Source organism: Butyrivibrio sp. AC2005, from assembly GCF_000424145.1.
Lineage (GTDB): Bacteria > Bacillota > Clostridia > Lachnospirales > Lachnospiraceae > Butyrivibrio.
On the sequence record NZ_AUJI01000023.1, the window covers coordinates 43,021 to 64,846 of the forward strand.

The 21,826-nt window shown below is 35.7% G+C and carries 20 protein-coding genes; 6 read left to right on the forward strand and 14 right to left on the reverse strand.

All coding sequences use genetic code 11. From position 1 onward, the window contains the following. Positions 1-98: 98 nt before the first annotated feature. From G602_RS0107655 to G602_RS0107670, 4 genes are all read right to left on the reverse strand, one after another. Positions 99-953 (reverse strand): carbohydrate ABC transporter permease, encoded by an 855-nt coding sequence (locus G602_RS0107655; RefSeq protein ID WP_026658477.1) that lies wholly within the window; start codon positions 951-953, stop codon positions 99-101. 82 nt (positions 954-1,035) lie between these two features. Continuing rightward, on the reverse strand, positions 1,036-1,968 hold the full coding sequence (locus G602_RS0107660) for a carbohydrate ABC transporter permease (RefSeq protein ID WP_026658478.1): 933 nt from the start codon (positions 1,966-1,968) through the stop codon (positions 1,036-1,038). A gap of 117 nt (positions 1,969-2,085) precedes the next feature. After that, complete coding sequence (locus G602_RS0107665) at positions 2,086-3,570, reverse strand: ABC transporter substrate-binding protein (protein WP_026658479.1); 1,485 nt, start codon at positions 3,568-3,570, stop codon at positions 2,086-2,088. A gap of 83 nt (positions 3,571-3,653) precedes the next feature. Then, positions 3,654-4,682 (reverse strand): LacI family DNA-binding transcriptional regulator, encoded by a 1,029-nt coding sequence (locus tag G602_RS0107670; RefSeq protein ID WP_044931478.1) that lies wholly within the window; start codon positions 4,680-4,682, stop codon positions 3,654-3,656. Between the two features lie 319 nt (positions 4,683-5,001). Between G602_RS0107670 and G602_RS0107675 the strand changes: the two genes are divergently transcribed. Continuing rightward, on the forward strand, positions 5,002-7,434 hold the full coding sequence (locus G602_RS0107675) for a GH36-type glycosyl hydrolase domain-containing protein (protein ID WP_026658481.1): 2,433 nt from the start codon (positions 5,002-5,004) through the stop codon (positions 7,432-7,434). Positions 7,435-7,513: 79 nt separating this feature from the next. On the opposite strand, the gene G602_RS0107680 is transcribed toward G602_RS0107675, so the two are convergent. From G602_RS0107680 to G602_RS0107695, 4 genes are all read right to left on the reverse strand, one after another. After that, the gene (locus G602_RS0107680; protein WP_026658483.1) at positions 7,514-8,170 is read right to left on the reverse strand and encodes a bifunctional (p)ppGpp synthetase/guanosine-3',5'-bis(diphosphate) 3'-pyrophosphohydrolase; all 657 of its coding nucleotides are present in this window, start codon (positions 8,168-8,170) and stop codon (positions 7,514-7,516) included. Positions 8,171-8,279: 109 nt separating this feature from the next. Next, the gene (locus tag G602_RS0107685; protein ID WP_049945116.1) at positions 8,280-9,719 is read right to left on the reverse strand and encodes an MATE family efflux transporter; all 1,440 of its coding nucleotides are present in this window, start codon (positions 9,717-9,719) and stop codon (positions 8,280-8,282) included. Between the two features lie 3 nt (positions 9,720-9,722). Further along, a complete protein-coding gene (locus tag G602_RS0107690; RefSeq protein ID WP_026658485.1) occupies positions 9,723-10,229 on the reverse strand; it encodes a hypothetical protein in 507 nt (168 codons plus the stop codon). A gap of 78 nt (positions 10,230-10,307) precedes the next feature. Next, complete coding sequence (locus G602_RS0107695; protein ID WP_026527438.1) at positions 10,308-10,586, reverse strand: HU family DNA-binding protein; 279 nt, start codon at positions 10,584-10,586, stop codon at positions 10,308-10,310. A 169-nt stretch (positions 10,587-10,755) separates the two neighbouring features. Here G602_RS0107695 and G602_RS30235 point away from each other — a divergent pair, with 169 nt between their 5' ends. Further along, positions 10,756-10,908, forward strand: coding sequence for a hypothetical protein (locus tag G602_RS30235; protein WP_155829728.1), 153 nt, complete (start codon positions 10,756-10,758; stop codon positions 10,906-10,908). A gap of 36 nt (positions 10,909-10,944) precedes the next feature. Here the strand turns inward: G602_RS30235 and G602_RS0107705 are convergent, their stop codons facing one another. The 3 genes from G602_RS0107705 to G602_RS0107715 form a co-directional block, all read right to left on the reverse strand. Beyond that, positions 10,945-11,919, reverse strand: a complete 975-nt coding sequence (locus G602_RS0107705) for a tRNA dihydrouridine synthase (RefSeq protein WP_026658486.1) — start codon at positions 11,917-11,919, stop codon at positions 10,945-10,947. A 4-nt stretch (positions 11,920-11,923) separates the two neighbouring features. Further along, positions 11,924-12,481 (reverse strand): GNAT family N-acetyltransferase, encoded by a 558-nt coding sequence (locus tag G602_RS0107710; protein ID WP_026658487.1) that lies wholly within the window; start codon positions 12,479-12,481, stop codon positions 11,924-11,926. Positions 12,482-12,663: 182 nt separating this feature from the next. Next, positions 12,664-13,317 carry a GDSL-type esterase/lipase family protein gene (locus tag G602_RS0107715; RefSeq protein ID WP_026658488.1) on the reverse strand — a complete coding sequence of 218 codons (654 nt, stop codon included), beginning with the start codon at positions 13,315-13,317 and terminating at the stop codon, positions 12,664-12,666. 305 nt (positions 13,318-13,622) lie between these two features. Here G602_RS0107715 and G602_RS25730 point away from each other — a divergent pair, with 305 nt between their 5' ends. Then, the gene (locus G602_RS25730) at positions 13,623-13,868 is read left to right on the forward strand and encodes an HPr family phosphocarrier protein (protein ID WP_044931493.1); all 246 of its coding nucleotides are present in this window, start codon (positions 13,623-13,625) and stop codon (positions 13,866-13,868) included. A 41-nt stretch (positions 13,869-13,909) separates the two neighbouring features. Here G602_RS25730 and G602_RS0107725 read toward each other — a convergent pair whose 3' ends face one another. The 3 genes from G602_RS0107725 to G602_RS0107735 form a co-directional block, all read right to left on the reverse strand. Then, on the reverse strand, positions 13,910-15,142 hold the full coding sequence (locus G602_RS0107725; protein WP_026658490.1) for a replication initiation protein: 1,233 nt from the start codon (positions 15,140-15,142) through the stop codon (positions 13,910-13,912). A 919-nt stretch (positions 15,143-16,061) separates the two neighbouring features. Next, entirely contained in the window at positions 16,062-16,853 is a 792-nt protein-coding gene (locus G602_RS0107730) for a hypothetical protein (RefSeq protein WP_026658491.1), read from the reverse strand. Then, entirely contained in the window at positions 16,850-17,638 is a 789-nt protein-coding gene (locus tag G602_RS0107735) for a ParA family protein (RefSeq protein ID WP_026658492.1), read from the reverse strand. The genes G602_RS0107730 and G602_RS0107735 overlap by 4 nt, the downstream gene beginning before the upstream one ends. Before the next feature lie 2,042 nt (positions 17,639-19,680). On the opposite strand from G602_RS0107735, the gene G602_RS0107745 reads away from it, so the two are divergent. The 3 genes from G602_RS0107745 to G602_RS0107760 all read left to right on the forward strand — a co-directional run bounded on the left by G602_RS0107745 (position 19,681) and on the right by G602_RS0107760 (position 21,797). Continuing rightward, the gene (locus G602_RS0107745; RefSeq protein ID WP_026658493.1) at positions 19,681-20,028 is read left to right on the forward strand and encodes a hydrogenase maturation nickel metallochaperone HypA/HybF; all 348 of its coding nucleotides are present in this window, start codon (positions 19,681-19,683) and stop codon (positions 20,026-20,028) included. Between the two features lie 284 nt (positions 20,029-20,312). Continuing rightward, positions 20,313-20,675 carry a response regulator gene (locus G602_RS0107750; RefSeq protein WP_022761203.1) on the forward strand — a complete coding sequence of 121 codons (363 nt, stop codon included), beginning with the start codon at positions 20,313-20,315 and terminating at the stop codon, positions 20,673-20,675. A 255-nt stretch (positions 20,676-20,930) separates the two neighbouring features. Continuing rightward, positions 20,931-21,797 (forward strand): methylenetetrahydrofolate reductase, encoded by an 867-nt coding sequence (locus tag G602_RS0107760; protein WP_049945118.1) that lies wholly within the window; start codon positions 20,931-20,933, stop codon positions 21,795-21,797. Positions 21,798-21,826 lie beyond the last annotated feature (29 nt).

Sequence of the window (21,826 nt, forward strand, 5' to 3'; positions counted from 1 at the left end):
TATCTGACAAAAAAGCCGTGGCATTGGGGAACGCCACGGCTTTTCTTTTTACTAACGCTTATTAAAAAAGAGTAAGTATAGATATTTTTTAGCTTATATCAGCCCTTTACACCACCAAGTGTAACACCACCGACGATGTATCTGGAGAGAACAAGGTATACAACGATTACAGGGAAAATTGAGAATGCAATCATTACGTAAACCTGTCCCATATCAAACTTCAGCCAGTCTGCTGAACGAAGCTGTGCAATAAGAATAGGCAATGTTTTCTTAGTATCAGTATGAAGTACCAGCGCAGGTGTGAAGTAGTTATTCCAACTGCTTACAAAAGTGAAAATAGCCTGAACAGCTATAGCCGGTTTCATCAAAGGTAATACTATACTGTTAAATGTTCTAAACTCGCCTGATCCGTCAATTCTTGCTGCCTCTATAAGAGAAAGCGGAAGTGTTGAATCCATATACTGCTTCATATAAAAGAATACTGAAGGAGCAGCAATTGCAGGAATTGTAAGCGGAACAAATGAATCATCAAGTCCCATCTTACCGATTAACTGCAGGAATCCAAGCGCTGTAACCTGCGCAGGAATCATCATTACCATAAGGATAAATGTAAACATAAAGTTCTTTAACTTAAAATCATATGCATGAATTGCATAGGCTGTCATTGTTGAGAAATATGTTGACAAAACAGCCGTAACAACTGCTATGAAAAGTGAGTTAAAAATACCGTTAAAAATCGGTAATGTACCGTTTTTAAGATTTGTCCAGTTCTCGATAATGTGTGTACTGGGTATTGCTGTGAAACCTGAGCTAAGCTCCTGATGAGATCTGGTCGAGTTGATAAATAATACATAAAACCAGAACAAGCACAGGAAAGATACCAGAACCAGTACCACATATGCAATTATTCTTCTGGCCTGTACAGAAGCACCATTTTCCTTCTGACCTGCCATTAAGCTTCTATTAGGTAAAGCCATAGTTGTATCAGCTGCCATATTTTTTTCCTCTCTCTAAATCATTGTTAACAAAAGCATCTTATGCTTTGTTTTTGCTTCTCTTCTTTTCTTTCTCACCTGAAGCTGTAAACTTAAATACGATGAGACTCAGAATACCTGTTATTACGAACATGAATACTGAAAGTGCACCGCCAAGTCCATAGTTCTTGCTGTACAGATGCTTATTCAGGTACATAATAAGTGTCATTGATGAACGCATGGGATCTCCGGTTCCGTCTGTCAGGATCTGAGGAACATCGAACATCTGAAGTCCACCGATGAGTGAAGTAATCATAACAAAGATAAGAATAGGTTTAAGCAGCGGTAATGTTATTTTATAGAAAATCTGAGTAGCCGTAGCTCCATCAACCTGAGCAGCCTCGAAGAGTGAAGGGTCAATACCCATCATTCCAGCCATCAGAAGAATAGTCGTATTACCAAACCACATAATACAGTTCATGAATGCTACAAGTGAACGAACAGACCATACATGAGACATAAACTGATATGACTCCTTTATAACACCAAGCTGTAAAAGCAGAGAGTTAATCGGTCCTGTGTTTGCAAATAATGTAAAGAACAGCATTGAGAATGCAGATGCCATAATAAGATTAGGCATATATATAACTGTCTTGAAAAATCCCTGTCCTTTAAGTCTGAGTGAAGGATCTGTGAACCATGCACCAAGCAGAAGAGACAAAATTATCTGAGGCACAAAGCCCATAACCCACATGATCAGAGTATTTACAAGATAAGTCGGCAAATCGCCGTTTGTAATAATAGTAGCGTAATTCTTTAAACCTACGAAGTTAGGTCCAATCTGAGTAAGACCTGAACGATAATTCTCAAAGAATGAATTATAAACAGTAGTTACCAAAGGTATCATTTGGAAAACAAGATAAACAACAATAAAAGGAATAAGGAAAATATAGCCCCATTTATTGTAGCTTACTACTTTACTCTTTTTTTTCATAAGCGTCCCCTTTTCAATCTAGCGGTTTTCAATATACAGGGCGCAGAGGAATGTCCCTTGCGCCCCGCAAATGTTTGCATAATCGTAAGGCCTTTTGCCTATCGATTTTTAAAAATATCAGTCAGCTGTAACTTCAGGATACTTCTCAACTACAGCCTTCTTGAATACCTCAAGTGCCTCATCAAGAGTAGCGTTGCCTTCGAAGTAGTTCTTTGCAGCGTTCTGGAAAGCTTCGTTACATCCCTGATCGTATGCAGAAAGGTTAGAAAGGTCTATCTTCTCAGCACCTTCAGCAAGCTGCTTGTAAGGATTCTGTCCACCAAGAAGTGCAAGGTTACCTGAATCATCAGAAGCAAGCTCTGCAAGAACTGTCTTGCTGTTTACACAGTCAGCATCCTTTGTTGCGATTTCCTTAAGAACGTCCTTATCTGTTGTCATTGTAAGGATGATATCCTTAACAAGACTAGCATTGTCTGTACCTGTAGCTGCGCAGATCCATGTGCCGCCCCAGAAATAAGACTGAGGTCCTACACAGTATCCCCAACCACCCTGGTTAGCGATTGTGCCTTCCTGATCAGCATCAAGACAGAAATTGAAGAACCAAGCGGGTCCAAAGTAGCAGAAGATCTTTCCATCAGGAGTCTTACCCTTTGCCCAGTCATCACCCCAAAGGTCATATGTGTTCTCAGCCTTAGCATCAACAAGTTCCTTAGAATCATTTATCCAGTTCATAAGGTTGTCATCAATTACGAGCTTACCATCCTGTACCCACTTACCTGATACGTTGTTAGAATATGTACGATATGTATCGTTTACAGAACACATTGTGTAGCCAGCTTCCTCTGCCTTCTTAGCTGTCTCAACATACTTGCTCCAATCAGCTACTGATGCCTGAACTTCATCAGGATCATCTGTTCCAAGAACTTCCTTAGCAGCCTCACGGTTGTAAATAAGACCAGCTGAGCATGCCTGCCATGAAGATCCCTTAAGCTTACCGTTGCTATCTGTTACGATAGACTGTGTATATGTGTACTGGTCAGCAAGATCAGCATCTGAAATACCAAGATCTGCTAAAGCCATTGTGTAATCTGTATCTACATACTTAAGAGCGTAGTCAGCCTCAACAAGGAAAAGATCGATCTTGTCATCATCAGCTGCATCAGCCTGCTTAAGAAGTGTCTCATCAAGGTTGTTCTGATAAGCGTTGTCATCACTGGGAGTGATGTTCCAAACTACATCTACATCACCGATCTTACCGTGTGTAGCGTCAACCTCTTCATAACCCTTGTAATGATCTGTAAGTCTTGACTTAAACTCTTCGTTCCAGGCATAGATGTTGAGAACCTTGCCCTCATCAGCTGCAACCTCTGTTGTCTCCTCTGTAGCAGCCTCTTCTGTAGCAGCCTCTTCTGTAGCAGCCTCTTCTGTAGCAGCTTCTTCAGTTGAAGCTTCTTCTGTAGCAGCTTCCTCTGTAGCTGTTTCAGTTGATGCTTCTTCAGCAGGAGCATCTGTTGCAGGTGCTGCATTGTTTCCGCCACATCCAGCGATCATTCCAGCTACCATAGTTGTTGAAAGTAATACACCAAGTAACTTTCTTTTCATGAAATTGTACCTCCCTGTTTCATTAAATAATGAAAAATGATTAGTTGTATTTTTAAAACAGCTTTTGCTGTCTTAAATCGTTATTAAATGATTTTTTTTACAGTTTCACCTTTGTTGAGATGGCCCGGAACTATAACCTGTTCACTAAGGGTGGTCCTGGGATTCTCTATGGAATCTATAAGCTTTTCAGCTGCCTTCCTACCCAAAAGATCAGTATCCTGAACTATTGTTGTGAACTGTGGACTGTATTTCATAGCTATATCGATTCCATCGTATCCGGCTATTGAAATATCATCTGGTATTTTTAATCCCTTCTGTTTTATTGCGTTTATGCCACCGAATGTAGCAAAATCATCGGGATATAATATGCAAGTTGGTCTGTCACTTAATTCCAAAAGTTTCTCAGTTGCTTTCTGAGCACCAACGGTGTCTCGATATTCAACCTCCAATACATATTCGTCAGGGATCTCAAGGTTCAAATCCATCGCCGTCTTATAAAAACTTTTCAAACGGCTCTGAGTAACTGCTGAATCTGTACCATGTATATAGGCGATTTTCCTATGTCCCATTTCATAAATATATGTAAGCAGATCCTTCATCCCCATGACGTTATCCGATATAATAGCGGATCTGTCATTGAAAACATGGTCAATGGTAACAACCGGTATGTTTCCTCTTACAAGCTCCTCAACCTCGGGTTTGTAGAAGTCAACGCAGGCAATTGCCACTCCGTCGAAGTTTCTGTACCTTGCATGTGCAAGATATGACATATACCCTTGAGAACTTCTGTTATTACTGATAAAGGTAAGGTCGTAACCTTTTTCTTCAATCTTTTTCTTGAAGCTCTCGATGACTCTGGCGAAATAATTATGTGTAAGTCCGCTCTGTGAATCATCCATGAATAAAAGGCCTATATTATAAGTACGATTTGTTTTTAACGCTTTAGCAGCAAAATTGGGAAAATATCCCATAGCCTCTGCTGTTTCTCGAACAAGATCCTTTGTCTCCTGACCAATGTCTGCCTGGTCATTTAATGCCTTTGAAACTGTAGCGACAGATACCTTACACGCGGCTGCAATATCTTTCAATGAAACTCTTTTACGTGCTGACATCTGTCCCCCTTAACTTTTCTAAAACGTTTTCGTAACTTGAATATACAACACAATTTCCATCAAATCAATATATTATTTTAATTTTGTTGTGCATTTTGTATCTTTTTGTGATTAATTTACAAATTTTAACTTAAAAAATGTATTACTTTTCATAAAAACCAGTCCAACTCCGCATATTTTCTTAAACGTAGCGAAAAAAATCGTTATGTTAAGCTTCTGCGACAATAAAGAAAATGTCTTGAAATATCGGAAACATCACTATATAATCGTTTTAGCAAATAATGCTTAATCGTTTAAGATTTTTTTAGGAGGAATATCGATGAAATACGGATTTTTCGATGACAAAAACCGCGAATACGTAATCACCACACCTAAGACTCCCCTGCCCTGGATCAATTACCTTGGCAATAAGGATTTCTTTACACTTATTTCTAATACATGTGGTGGTTATTCTTTTTATAAGGATGCTAAACTTCTTCGCCTTACCAGATATCGTTACAATAACGTACCTTACGATAATAATGGTAAATATTTCTATATTAAAGATGGCGAAACAGTTTGGAATCCCGGCTGGCAGCCTGTGAAGGCAGAGCTTGATTCCTATGAATGCCGCCATGGTATAGGATATAGTAAGTTCACTTCTGAAAAGAACGGCGTTAAAGCTTCTGTTCTTTCTTTTGTACCCATGAATGATACTTGCGAGATATCTCATGTAGAGCTCACAAATAACAGCTCTTCTGAAAAGAGCATTCAGCTTTTCTCATATGTAGAGTGGTGTCTTTGGAATGCAGATGATGATATGAAGAACTTCCAGCGTAATCTCAGTACCGGTGAAGTTGAGATTGTAGACTCCACAATTTTCCACAAGACAGAGTATCGTGAGAGAAGAAACCACTACGCTATATATTCTGTAAATACTAAAGTAGATGCAATCGATACAAGCCGTGACGCATTCCTTGGCTTATACAATGGTCCCGATCATCCGGATGCCGTATTTGCAGGTCAGCTCACAAACTCTGTAGCAAGTGGCTGGTCACCAATTGCAGCACATCAGATTAACATAACACTTGCTCCCGGTGAGACAAAGACCTTCAACTTTGTTCTTGGCTATGTTGAGAACCCTGAGGAAGAGAAATGGGAATCACACGGTATTATTAATAAGAAGCGTGCAAATGAACTCCTTGCTAAGTATCAGTCAGATGCTGATGTTGAAAAGGCACTTGCTGAGCTTAACACCTACTGGGATAACCTCCTTTCCATCTATCATATTAAGTCCGGAAATGAAAAAGTTGACCGTATGGTAAATATCTGGAACCAGTATCAGTGCATGGTTACATTCAACATGTCACGTTCTGCTTCCTACTATGAGTCCGGAATCGGCCGTGGAATGGGCTTTAGAGATTCTTGTCAGGATCTTCTTGGCTTCGTACACCTCATTCCCGACAGAGCAAGAGAGCGTATCATTGATATCGCTTCTACACAGTTCCAGGATGGTAGTGCATATCACCAGTATCAGCCTCTTACAAAGAAGGGTAATTCCGACATCGGATCCGGATTTAATGATGATCCGCTGTGGCTGATTGCAGGTACCAGCGCATATATTAGAGAAACAGGTGATATGTCAATCCTTGACGAAACCGTTCCTTTTGATAATGACATGAGCGTTGCTACTCCTCTTATGAACCACCTGAAGAGAAGTTTCGATTACACAGTTAACCATAAGGGTCCTCACGATCTTCCTCTGATCGGACGTGCAGACTGGAATGACTGTCTGAACCTTAACTGCTTCTCTGCTCACCCGGGCGAATCCTTCCAGACCTTTGGTCCCAGTGAAGGACCTGTTGCTGAATCAGTATTCATCGCCGGTATGTTTGTAAAATATGGTGAAGAATATGCTCAGTTATGTGAGCTTAAGGGCGATAAGGCTGAAGCAGACAGAGCTCGTGAAGAAGTTAAAAAGATGTATGATGCTGTATGTACAGCAGGTTGGGACGGCGAATGGTTTGTTCGTGCTTATGACGCTTATTCCAACAAAGTTGGTTCTCATGAATGTAAAGAAGGTCAGATATATATCGAGCCTCAGGGCTTCTGTGTACTTGCAGGAATCGGTGTTAAGGAAGGTCTTGCCGAGAAGGCCCTCAAGAGCGTTAAAGAGCGTCTTGATACCAAATATGGTGTAATGATTCTTCAGCCTGCCTATACAGAATACCATTTAGAGCTTGGTGAAGTTAGTTCATATCCTCCGGGATACAAAGAGAATGCCGGTATCTTCTGCCATAATAACCCTTGGGTTTCTATTGCAGAGACAGTCCTCGGACATGGCGACAGAGCATTTGAGATCTATAAGAAGACATGCCCGGCTTATGTAGAGGAGATAAGTGATATCCATTGCACAGAGCCTTATGTATACTCACAGATGGTAGCAGGAAGGGATGCTAAGTTCCATGGTCAGGGTAAGAATAGCTGGCTTACAGGAACTGCTGCATGGACCTTTGTAAATATCTCACAGTATATCCTCGGAATATATCCTACACACAAGGGATTATCAGTAGATCCTTGCGTTCCTGCTGATTTTGGTGATTTCGAGCTTACAAGAAAATTCAGAGGAGCTACATACAACATCTCTGTAAAGACAAACGGTGCTGAAAAGGGCATCAAAAAGCTTATTGTAAACGGTCAGGAAATCGCCGGAACAGTAATTCCTTATGATCCTTCCGTTTCTGAGTACAATGTAGAAGCTATTATGGGATAAGAAGATTCCTTCCTTCTTGTCTATAACTCCTAAAAAACCCACAGTCCGCATGGACTGTGGGTTTTATCAATTACATGCGCTATGATTTTAATATAAATGATTTTATTGTTTCTATTGTACTTCTGAGCTGATATTTAATTAAAAAAACCGCATCGTTATACTCCGGATTATCATATTTCATCTTTTCCAAAAGAGGATATACATAGTCCTGAGTCTCCTCTACATATTCAATGATCTTTTTTGTAGAAAATGATAATGACATGAGGCAGACATTATTGCATCTGTCTAGCGCTTTTACTATAGATGCAATACTATCCGTTGCTATCCCGTCAAAATAGCGTTTCTTCTCTTCTTCTGTATTAGAGAAGTTGTCCGGTTTAGTCAACAATGCAACTGCCCGCTTTACCGGTTCCGAAAATGGTAATTTTTCCGGTTTTACACCGCAATCCTCACATACATCATGTAAAAGAATTGTAGCTAATACCTGATCATCCTTTATTCCCATTGCATGTGCGTGACAGGCCATCATTAAAGGATGCGTTATATATGGAATATCTTCCATTGTAACAGCGTTTTTCTTTCTTTCCTGACCTTCATGCTTATCTCTTGCGTAGTATAAGGCCTGATAAGTTTCTGAGAGATTTTCGTTTAAAGCATATCCCATCAGGCGTGTAAACATGTGATCCTCTGAAAAAATTTTTTCCTTCAGTATCCATGCCGGCTTATCTGTGTCCATATTGCTCTCCCTATCACTCAAGAAAAGTTCCCTGCATAGAAAGAATATCACATGATACAACCTTTGTGAGATATAGAAATATAAAATCTTTATAACGCGTTTATTATTTTCACCGGCTTTCCTGAACTATATTTCTTACCCAGACACCCTTTTTCACAAGAATAAAACCAATTACACATTTTAAAAATTCAAGGGCACATACACAAAAATACACGTTCTCCACAGGCATTACTGTATATCCTGCCAGAATTCTTGATACAGGAACACTTACAGCCCAGGTAAAACAACTGTCAAAAAGAAATGTAATAAAGGTCTTTCCGCCTGATCTAAGGGTAAAATAAGCCACATTTGCAAAAGCATTCAGGGGCATAACAACTGCTACAACCCTTATGAACTCTGTCGCAAGGTTACGGATTGCAGGTTCAGTATTATAAACCTGTGGAATAATCGGAGCCACAAGGAATAAAAGCGATCCCATAACAAGACAGCTGGTTATGCTAAGAGTCGCCATTCTCCAGGCATATATCCTGGAATTCACATAATGCTCAGCTCCAAGCTCCTGTCCCACCACTATTGATGTAGAATTACCCAGCGAAATGAAGGCCTCATTAAAAATCTGAGCAATTGTATTTGCAATATTAATGGCAGCAATAACCTCTATTCCTCGAATTGAATAGCTCTGCAAAAGTACCGCCTGCCCCATGCTCCAAAGACATTCATTAGCTAAAAGCGGAAGTGTTTTTGACATAATTGGCCAGATTAAATGTGTCGGAACATGGAAATTCTTATAAACTCCTATAAGAAATTCGTACTTATCGCGACTTAACTTCGCCCTAATCACAATTATTCCGGCCTCCACAAATCTTGAAATAACAGTCGCTATTGCCGCTCCTGTAACTCCAAGCTTAGGAAATCCCAAATATCCGAAGATCAAAAGTATATTAAAAACAAAATTAACTATCATGGCAGTCATACTTGCTGCCATAGGAAGAGTCGTTTTTCCTGATTCTCGAATTGTTCCGGCATACACCTGTGTTAAGGAAAACGGGATTATTCCTATAAGCATAATATACAGGTAATTCTTTGCAAGACTAAGTGTCATTGCCGCTTCCTCAGCTGAAGTATCTGCTGATATATATAAGTTTATAAGGTTTTCACCTGCAAAAAAGAATATCCCTATAGATGTAAAAGCTATAATTAACGCTACTATAAGCTTAAACCTCATAGTATATCTTACACCGTCATAATCTCCCTTCCCAAAATACTGTGTACCATATATTCCTGCACCAGCCAAAGCACCCCAAATACACAGCATAAAAACAAACATCAGCTGGTTGACTATGGCAACAGCTGACATCGCAAGTGTACCAACCTGCCCGACCATTACATTGTCAAGCAGGCTGACAATATTAGAAAGTGTATTCTGGATGATCATTGGTAATACTACCAGCGCGACCTTCCTATAAAAAAACGGTTCACCAATCAGGCATTCTTTTAACGAAAGCTTGGTATTAACAGCTTCGGCAACCGTCATATCATTTTTTCCCATATATTAGTTTGTTACTCCATCCAACTTTTCTGCAGCTTCAGAAGAATACTTTTCAAGGATATCTGTAAGTTCTGAATAATCCTCTTCTGTAAGCTTATCCTTGGCATATTCCTTAAGACCGTCAACATCCTGATTAGTTATGTATTCCTGAACATCTGAAATATCATCAATTGACATATTATCTACCAGAATATCTGCTACCTTATCTTTATCTTCCTCAGATACTGAGTCCAGCATTTCTTTTACCTGTGAGCTGGATTCACCTGCATACTGCTCTACTGCCTTATCTACTACTGTCTTAGCCACATTTTTAATGACTTCCTTTTTAGCATCTTCAATAGCACCTGTTATCCCACCATCCTTTGTTCCATCCGCATTTTTCGAACCTGTCTGTTCAGTACCATCTGCATTTTCACTCTTAAAAAGTGAATCCTTACTATAAAGGTAGATGGCACCAATTGCCAGTACAATTACAAGCGTGACTACAAATGACTTAATAAATCTTTTCATAAATAAATCCTCTTTTGTTAAAAAATAAAAAAACCCCGGAATACCAAAGTACTCCGGGGCCTAAGTTCATAATCCAAATTATTTCTTGTTTACAAGATCCTTCAGAGCCTTACCAGCCTTGAACTTCGGAGCAACAGAAGCAGGAATCTTGATGGTATCACCAGTCTGAGGGTTCTTACCTGTTCTTGCAGCTCTCTTTGTGGTCTCAAATGTACCAAAGCCAACAAGCTGAACCTTATCCTTCTTCTTAAGTGTTTTTGAAACTACATCAATGAAAGCCTTAACTGCCTTCTCAGAATCCTTCTTAGAAAGGCCAGTCTCCTTTGCAATAGCTTCTACAAGTTCTGTCTTATTCATTTTTATTCCCCCTTTTAGGTTTTTTTGAAACTAAAGCAATTCTACCACTACCTATCAGCTAAATCAACGATTTTATACGTTTTTTCGCACTTTAATGAAAATATATCCCATTTCCTTCAATAGTGATATTATATAGATATATCAGCAAACTCATATATTGGAGGGGATTATGGGCGCAGAAAAAACAAATGAAGAAGAATTACAGGATATTCCAGCACATCCTGAAGAAGGTATTAAGGCAAAAAAGTTAAAAGCCGCTCCGGACGCTGTATTGGCACAGGCTATTCATGAAATGCTCATGAAAGATCATCCCGGAGAATAGGTATTCTTTACATCAACACATCGTGTTGTCTTGATGTCATGTTGTTTTCATAATACATTCTCGATAAACTGCTCTGACTGCATTTCTGTATTCAGCTATATTTTTTGCGGTTCTAATCTTGTGAATCAATTGTTCCGCGCTTGATCCATCCTCTTTCGTAATAAGATTCCCCACGTAAAACCATATTTCTTTCATCTTATGCATTATGGATTCATCGGCAGGAATCTCTATCTTGTAATTATCCTGAAGATCTGTCATAAACCCTTTTAATTCTTCAAAAGACATTTTCTTACCATTTTTAATCTCTCTTGCCAATCCCGGATTTGCAACAAGCCCCCGTCCCATCATAACTTCGTATAAATTGGGGAATTTTTCCACAATGTTTTTATAATCATCAGGTGTGAATATGTTCCCATTATATCCGACAGGATTTTTACTATTCTCATATGCCCATCTAAACATATCCATGTCAGGAGTTCCTTTATACATTTGAGTCCGTATTCTTGGATGAATAATCACAGCCCCAAAAGGAAATTTGTTTAAAACAGGTAATATGTTTTCAAACTCGTGAGAATCCGCCAATCCAAGGCGTGTCTTAACTGTAAATTTAATTTCATCTGTTATATTATCATCAAATACTTTACTGAAAATCTCATACAGCCTGTCCGGATCCTGTAACATTCCTGATCCCTTTTTTTTACTAACCACAGTACCAACCGGGCACCCCATATTCAGGTTTATCTCATCATATCCACGTTCCTGAAGATAATGTAATGCCCAAATGATTTCATCAGCATCATTTGCCATTATCTGGGGAATAATACTAATTCCATGCTCAGCATTATTTTCAGGAAGTATCTCACGCATATCGCGTTTTTTTATAGAATGGTGCTTATAAATTGATAAAAATGGTGTGTAGTAATAATCCAGCCCCTCACCAAAATATTTATAATGTGTATTTCTATAGCAATATATTGTTATGCCTTCCATAGGCGCAAAAGAATTTCTCATTTTCCTAATATCTCCACAAGTTCTTGGACATCAGTATTTCATCATGATAGGTGCCATCCATCATTTTAAATGCCTGTGGGACCTGCCCACACTCAATGAACCCCTTCTTTTTATATAATCTCAATGCCCTGGCATTATCTGCATAAACACTTAACTCCAGGCGTTCATATCCGCATATTTCGGCAAGCTCTATCGCCTGATCCAAAAGATGTGCACCTAATCCCAGGTTCCAGTACTCTTTTCTTACAACAAGCTCTGCAGATGCCCTGTGACGCATTTTGAAGCATATTCCCACAGGACTCACTGATGTTATTCCTATTATCCTATTATTATCAAAAATCCCTATCATCCCTAAATTATCAGCTCTATAATAATTTCCAAGGATTTCGCGTTCTTTTTCTATAGAATTCTCTATCTCATAAGGATATCTCGTTAAATAAATAGTCTCTCCGGCAACATCCCGCCTGAATGCGAGAACCTTTTCTGCATCATCTCGCGAGGGTGTTCTGAGAATGAAATCTTCTCCTCTTTTTGTTGTAACTTTACTATCTACTATCTTCATTTTGATCCCCAAAAACTACTAAATTACGACCATATCAACAGCTATTTTTAAGTAAGTTATTGACTCTGTAGGTCATTATTTAGCTTTATTTCATAGTTCTATTATGCAATAAAAAATCCACAAAGTCGATAACTTCGTGGATTTTCTTGATATTTAAACATTACAATTATTATTATTTAGCCTTATGCAAGATATGCACATACATAATCATCTACTTCATGCCTTTCTGCTGTAAGATCTATCTTAGAGAGAATATCTGCCATTTTTTCTGCAAATAAAGCATGTCCCTCAGCTGACATATGTATTCCATCAAAAGACATATCCAGATCCCATTCGCTGGCATCTGCAAAGAATATTCCTACCTCCTGTGCTATAATATCGAGTTCTGATGTGAACCTTTTCCTCTGAGCCTCAGCCTCTTCAAGATGTTCATCCATATGAGGAAGAATTCCAGGCGGTGAAATTAAAAGAAAACCGGTCTTATTATCTATAAATTCTGTCCTATCAAGCTGACGCTCAATAAAATCTCTCATTTTTGATGCAACCGTTTCAGCATCCGGAACAGACATATTAATAAGATCATTAGTTCCAAGCATTACTGCAAATAAATCAAGCGGACTATACTCAAGCACTGATTTATCCAGTGACAAAAGTGAATATGCATTATCCGGAATAACTCTCCCATTCATTCCATCAGAAAAAACACGCCATTCACCATACATTTTTTTAGCAAGAATATCTGTCCATCTTTCTGTTTCCGGCAGGCGTCCCCCCATCATACCTCTGGGATCGTATCCATAGACATTGGAATCTCCGTAAAAAAGAACTTTTTTCATTTGCGTCACCCAGTCCTTTCTATATTCTTCTGATTTTTTACACAATCAATATACCACACAGATTATGAATAATCTGTGTTTTTATAGAATTTTTATGGAATTCAGCATTTTTTTCTGAATTTTTCGCAATTTACACACATATTGATGCAATATTGTTTCCTAAAAATCGATATGTTGTACTTCTTGTCTTATCATATCCACATATAGCTATTGCGTTTTTTTTGACTTTGTGATATCTTAGTGTCTGTATTTTTTTATACAAAATAATTTATAGGGGGATGCGTACAGGATACGCGAAAAAGAATATGACAAAAGATGTTACTATTAGCCTTGAAAATGAGAAACAGATTCTTAAATTTGTGCAGATGAATTCAAAATCATCTTGTCAGGTTGATGTGAGAAGCGGACACAGCTACATCGATGGGAAATCAATCATTGGTCTTCTTTCACTTAATCTTTTCAAACCTTTATATGTTTCTGTTATTGGGGACTCCAGTAAAATCTCCGATTTAATTGATGGTTATCAGGAATATCATTTGGTAGCCGGTTGATAAAGCTACAAAAAAGAGCTCTTTCGAGCTCTTTTTTTATTTTAAAAGTTATCAAGTAATTCTGATTCCATATCATCATATGAAAAGGATCCCTGAACATATTCACCTACAATAGGTTTTGCTGAGTAACCTGTCATTGTGTAATTATTTCTTATTGCAGAAATCATCCAACCAACAAAGTTTTCAACCTGATTACTCTGTCTACTATATAAATCATATGCCTGTCTGATCTTATCCACATTGTAATCAGCAGCCTTTAATATAGATCTAATCTCAGAAGGTTTAACTCTTTCATCTATAATAATATCCTGAACCTGATCCATATATTCTAATTCCTCAGCAGCACTGATCTTACGGTCCTTAAGATTTAATTCATTATAGGTGTTATTTTTATTCTTAACCTTAGGATTAACATCTATCTTAAATCTTATACTTACTACCTTTCCACCACGCCCTGCTTTTACAGGTTCATAATCAAACCATATACTTGTTGTTTCATTTAATTCTTTTTGCGCTTTATCCAGAGCAAATTTCTTAAAATTACCAAATGTCTTGAGCTTTCCTGCACCATCTGACTTATCTGCCTGTCTCTCTATTGCGTCATAATCCGGATTTCCCTTCTTTAACGCGCTTATTATAAGAGGATCAGCCTGCGAATCTATAATACCTAAACGAAGCTTCAAATCCGTTAAATGATACTGTATATAGTAAGGCCCCTCTTTCTTTGTAATGGCTCTCTGCTTATCCATTTCAGCTTTCAATATCTCATATAATCTGAAGGAATAAACACTGTTGAGCTGAACAGCTTCTGCAAGACTTAAAACCGTGTAATTACTCTGCAGATTTGCAAGATATGGTGTTATCTTACTATTATAACGAACATTAAGAACGCCATTTTTAAAGGAAGCGTCGGTAATAACATTTATAGCCTCTATTTCCTTAGTATCATCATTGGAATAAATAATTCTCCAATCCAGTATAGATGGCTTGGATTTCGCCGGTTCAATAGCAGATTTAATATGCTCATAAAATGAACCACCCTTTACACCAAAGATTTTCTTTAAATCCGTTCCGTATATGTTTGCTTCTAAAGTATTATCGTCGTGATTAAGCTCCGCCTTGGCAATACTTACAGCAAAGAGCTTCTGGACAAGAAGTGTAGATCTTCCCTTAGAATTAATAAGTGTATTAGCTTTTTTGTAATGCTGATTTGATAAAAAACTTTCGATAGCAGTTGTTTCTTCTTCAATCTGCTTTTTGGATTTACGCCCCAAAACAACCTCCTTAACCCCATAAGGTCAATATTCATACCTTTTTAGTACTAACTTATTATAGTGCTATTATATCATGCTGTAAACAAAAATACCTAAATTTATAAAACTTATACCTACATACATATAATATATACCTCTATGCTAATAACTTATGCAATATTGTATGATATCATATCGCATTAACGCGTATTTAATTGACTGTAATGGTCATCAAAATATTGACTAAACCAGTATTTTTTATTATATATCCCTAATTACTACTAAATAATCTATAAATGTACCCAAAAACTATTGAAAAACGACTTTATTATCCCCAATAGCTACTAACTATCATTATTTATCTCCCTAAATACTACTAAGTACACCCTTATTATTCTTTTTCCAGTCAATATTTTCTATAGTTCCAGGCATATAATAGCTAATTTTTTATCTATAAGGTTACTAACCTCCCCTAAAACTACTAAATATATTGTTTTCGTCCCCTATTACTACTCAATAAAACATAAATGTACCCAATTACTACTAATAAACCTATTATATAACCCTTTTTTCTACCTAAAATGATATAATCTGCCTTCGTTTATGGAGTGTTTTTTATATGAATTTACATATATACCTAAAAACTATCATAAAAAACCCTATTTCTTATTATCCATCCCAAAAACTACTAATAAAAACCGGTATATTTTCCTAAAAACTACTAACTAATACTAAAACACAACAAAAAGTGCATTAAATAGGCCCCCATAAACTATCGTCTTTAGCCAGAATTCTATAATACATAAACCCCTTTTCTATTATTCTTCTCCCATTCAACTATATAAAAAACTCACGAAAAGCGCATATTTACTGGCTCTTCGTGAGTTCTAATTAATAAGAATTTTGTTGTTAATTAATATATTGTAACAACATAGTGTTGTTACATATTTAATTGTTCCATAAAAGACTTGTATTTAAGGTAAAGATCTTTGTTTTTCTCATAATCCTGTTGAATTAAATTACTAATATATTGTTGATAAGAGATTTTACCAGATTGAGTCATAAAATCAACATAAGATCTTAATTCTCCTAATCTAATATGTAATACACCACTACTCTTTTCCTCAGGCATAAGAGGAATTGATTTTTTTGATAACTTTGGAGCAGATAAAGTATCTATAGTACTTGTAATACTAGAAACTTCAGGCATTACAGGTGTTATTGTAGGAGCTTGTGTAGGTACTTCAACAACAGTAGGATTTACAGGAACTTGTGCATATACAGGCACTTGCTGTTGTACCGGAATAGGCTGTGGTTGTACAGGTACTATGGGCTCCACAACTTGTTGTGCAATAGGTTGCGGTATTGATTGTGCTATAGGCTGTGTAACAGGTTGTGGCTGTACATTTACAGGTGTTTGAGTTTGCACAGGCTGTATTTGCTGCACAGGTTCAGGTGTTTGAGCTTGTACAGGCTGTATTTGCTGCACAGGTTCAGGTGTTTGAGCTTGTACAGGCTGTACCTGTTGTACAGGCTCTGGTATTGTGTCTACAGGTTCATTCATAACAGGTGCAACCTTAGAAACTGGCTCAGGATCAGGAGTTACAGACTTTTTTTGTTCTTTTTTTTCAGAAGTTGTAGTCGTTTTTTTGCTAGGTGTGTCCTCCGCAGGCTGCTCATTTACCATTTTTTGGAAGTTTTTTGCCATTGCGGTTTGAAGATTTTTTTTCATTTGGACTCTCCTTTCAAAAATTCTTTTACAAAAGCTTCATAATCTTTAGTTGCCCTTGCATTAGGCGCATATTCAAATAAGGATTGATTTAGGGTCTGTGATTCCTCTACTGCTACATTTTGGTGAATTTTTGACTTATACACCTTTATTTCATATTCCTTTGCAAGCATTTCTATACCTTCAAGCCATATATTAGCGTTATTTGTATTTCTGCAATTAGTTATAAGAATACCTGCTACATCAAGATCAGGGTTATTTAAGCGCTCTGACATTACTGAAATCCATGAAAACAGCATATTTGCTCCATTTGTAGCAAATGCTTCAGGTGTCATAGGAACTACAATTTTATCTGTTATAGCGAGTACATTTTGGGTTATTAAAGCAAGAGTAGGGCTACAATCAATTATGCAATAATCGTAGGTTTTATCCAGCTTTTTAAGAGCTCTTTTTAACATGAATTCTCTGGATGTAACTCCAGAATAGTCAAGATCAGCAGAAGTAAACTCAATACCGCCTATAATAAGGTCTAAATTCTTACTTATTGGTATAACCGCCTCATTAATATCTGCTCCAGGCTCTCCTTTTTCTGTTTTAAATACATCAGATAAGGTTGCAGCAGGTATATTGTATAAATCTATTCCTGCGGCCTGGCTAAGGTTTTCCTGTGGATCTGAATCAATCATTAGTACTGAGTGTTTTTTCTTAGCCAAACCGGATGCTAATGCGTAAGTTGATGTTGTTTTTGCAACTCCACCCTTTTGGTTGCAAAATGCAATTGTCTTCATTTTCTCCTCCCAGATGCGATTTTTATTTCTTATTTATATTATCATTGATGTTACGATGTGTAAAGAAAATTGTACATTGATATATCAGTTTCATGTTATATAGGTATATCTATATTAATATATAAGGCTAAATCGATATATAAATACAAATAGAAAAGGACATAAATATAATAATATATTAAAATAACAAGTGTTTATAATACAAAGATATATTGTATACATGATAGAAATAAATAAAAATATCATGATATTTAAATAACATAATATTATGATAATATGTGACTAATATACAAAAATAAAAGTATAACAATATAATATGATACATAGTAACAGTATATAAACACATCATGATGTATTATAAAAAGTTCAACATGATATTTAGATATAATATAACAAGATGTAATGATAGAACTATAACATTATATAAATATAATAAACGATACATTGATGTATTGAAGTAATGATACAATTAAGAAAATATATCATCATGATACAATGATGTAATGCTGATAATAAAATATATTATAATAATTTTATTAAGTGATTATAGATAAAATGATTCATTAAGAGATTGTTGATTTATTTGCAAAGAAAGACATCAACACATCATTATATATACAACACTACATCATGATATATACAAAATATAGTAATACAAAGTTTATAACCACTATATATAGATTTCTTAAAGCGGTATTAGAGAAAAGGTTATTTTGATGAAAGTTGCAAATAATATATTTATATAAAAATACTAATATAATAATATATCATAGTATAATGATGTAATGAGATACTAAAGTGATAAATAGAAAAATATATAATGTAATAACGAGGTAAGTACATCATGATGTATATGTACGATGCTGCTATAATATATATAAATATAAAAGTATATAATGATGTCATATTTCTGTTGATGTTTGATGAAGATGTATATATGTAAAATGATGTATAAATACATTACTAACAGAATAATTTGATGACAATATATTAAAATATAAAAATAAATATATATCTAAATACATTTATGCAATATTGATAATATATGTAGATGCAAATATACATATATATTTAAGTATAAAAATACAAATATGATAATAAATAAATATTTATATATATAAATATATAAAAAGAACATAGGATTAAAATATATGAATATATTAATATATTGATGAGCTTATATATAAGTACAAAGATTTTATGATAGCAAAATATATTGATATTAGTATAAATTGATGATAAAATAAGAATATATATGATTATAATTTCAACTTTGTATTTTGATACGAATCATGTTTTTTATGGTAGATAAATCATGAAAAAATACAGACGAAAATCACGAAAAAATCCACAGAAAAATCCAGGGAAAAACCACGGATTTTTTCCTGATTTTTCATAAGAATTTTTCAAAAAGGGAGTCTGGAAAATGGCCAGATCATTTAATGCGAAAAGCTAAAATAAATGCTGTGAATATATAAGAATAATTTTGCTTTAAGAAAAAATATTAAAAACAGGATTGATCTCAAGGAAAAATCACGGAAAAAACCGTAAAAAAATCCATGAAAAAATCCATGAAAAAATCCGCAAAAAATCACAGAAAAATGCATAAAAAGATCATGAAATAAATACATAATAATTACAAAAAAATATATAAATCAGATAAATGAATATATATCATAAATATACAGATAATAATGATAATTCAAACAATTTAAAATAAACATAAAATACATCTGAAATATAGTAAATTAAATACACAATTATAAAATAACACAAAATATCAATGGCTAAATGCAGATATATAGAAAGATTTGGCATATAATATATGTATATATAAAATAATATTTTAAATATTGTCCATATAAGTCAATAAGCATATATTACATATGTTATAGATTGATTAATAAAGCTAATAACGCGCTATAAATAAATACATTTGTTATATAAAATAATAACAACTTAAATATACGAAAAATAGTGACTAAATAAGTCAATATACAATTGTATTTAATGTATAAACAATATAAGGAGAATATACAATTTTGCATGAATTAAGTTATATATTAGATATTGTTAATACAGTAATGGATGAGATGGATGCACAAAACATTGAAAGTGTTAAAAAAATAGTAGTAGATGTTGGGGAAATGAGCGGAGTTGTGCCATATTATCTGCATAAGTACTATCCAGAAGCAATTAAGAATACTAAATTAAGTGAAACGGTACTGGAAATAAATGAGATACAGGTAGAAATACAATGTGAAGGATGCAATAGAGTATATCATCCTGATAAGAATAATAAATACAGATGTCCTTATTGTAGTGAACGAAAAGGAAAACTACTCAAGGGAAAAGGAATAATGATCAGTAGTATAGAAATAGAGGAGTAATAATATAAATTTTTTAAAAGATTAAGCCGATAAAACTTCATATAAAGTAATAGCAATCCTAGATGTTGCGACAACAAATTATATATATAACATGATGTTATGATGTGTTTATATATAGGAAATTTAGAAATAATTTCGAAACGGAACGAAATTTTATCATTTTTTAATTGTTTGAGCGACGATTTAGGGTTTTTTTTGACAAATTTATGATAAAATAGAAAATGAATTCGAGAGATATACCGGAGCGCAAATGAAGTCCGGAATAGAAAATATGGAGGTTCAAAATGGCTAAGAGAGTACTTATTACAGATGATGCCGCTTTTATGCGCATGATGTTGAAAGACATTCTGACAAAGGGTGGTTATGAGATTGCCGGAGAGGCCGAAAATGGTAAGATTGCAATCGACAAGTATAACGAACTTAAGCCTGATCTTGTAACCCTTGATATTACCATGCCGGAGCTTGATGGTATTGGTGCTCTGAAGGGTATTAAGGCTGCAGATCCGAATGCTTGTTGTATTATGTGCTCCGCCATGGGTCAGCAGGCAATGGTTATTGAATCAATTCAGGCTGGTGCAAAAGACTTTATTGTTAAGCCTTTCCAGGCAGATCGTGTTCTAGAGGCGGTAAAAAAGGCAATCGGATAAATAATAAAATAAATCAATAAAAATGCACTAATATTTTTAAGGTAATGCACCGATATATTTATTAGCAACGGAAAGCAACCTGTTTCCATGGAAGGGAAACGACATGGAAACAGGTTTTTTGTGCCCTTTTCTAGGGCCGTTGCGGTGATCAAAGGATGGATCGCAAGCTTGATAACCATATAGAAAGCTGCCAGGCTGCCCCCTGGCAGCTTTCACGTGTTATAATACTAAAAAAGAAAATGGAGGACGTAGAAAGTGAGTAGCATTAAAGAGTTATACAACAAGGGGAAAACCGTACTTTCGTGCGAAATATATCCGCCAAAAAAAGAAGATGAATTTGCAAATATCTATTCAAAATTAGACAGATTGGCAGAAATAAAGCCGGATTTTGTAAGTGTTACCTATGGGGCAGGTGGATCAAATGCCGGAAAGGCAGTTGAAATCGCTGATTATGCTAAGAATAAGGCAGAGCTGGAAGTTGTTTCTCATATAACAAGTGTTGGCTTTAGCAGGGAAAAACTTACCCAGGGACTGGATAGATTCAAACAGATAGGAATAGATAATATTTTGGTTCTTAGAGGCGATAGACCAAAGGCAATGACTGATGAACAGTTTAATTCAAGAGACTTTCTTCATGCAAGCGATATGGCTCATTTTATCAGGGAAAAAGGCATGGATTTTACATTACTTGGAGCATGTTATCCACATAAGCATCCTGAAGCCTTAAATGAAGATGAAGATGTAAAAAATACGAAGGTTAAAGTCCAGTGCGGCTGTGATGTGCTTATTTCGCAATTATTCTTCGAAAATGAGTACTTTTACCGCTTAAAGGATAAATTATATGCCCTGGGGGTTAAAACGCCTATTTCGGCCGGAATAATGCCTGTAACAAGTGCAAAACAATTGGGAACTACAGTTACCTTATCCGGAACTACCGTTCCTGAAGAATTATCATCAATAATATCTAAACATGGCGATAATCCGGAAGAAATGAGAAAATATGGCATAGAATATGCTATTAAGCAGGCTCTGGATCTGAAAAATAAGGGAGTAGATGGTCTTCATTTTTATATTATGAATAAGCCTGAACTAGCAAAAGAGCTCATGGATGCAGTAAAATAAAAATAAAAAAATCCCGTTGCAGGCAACGG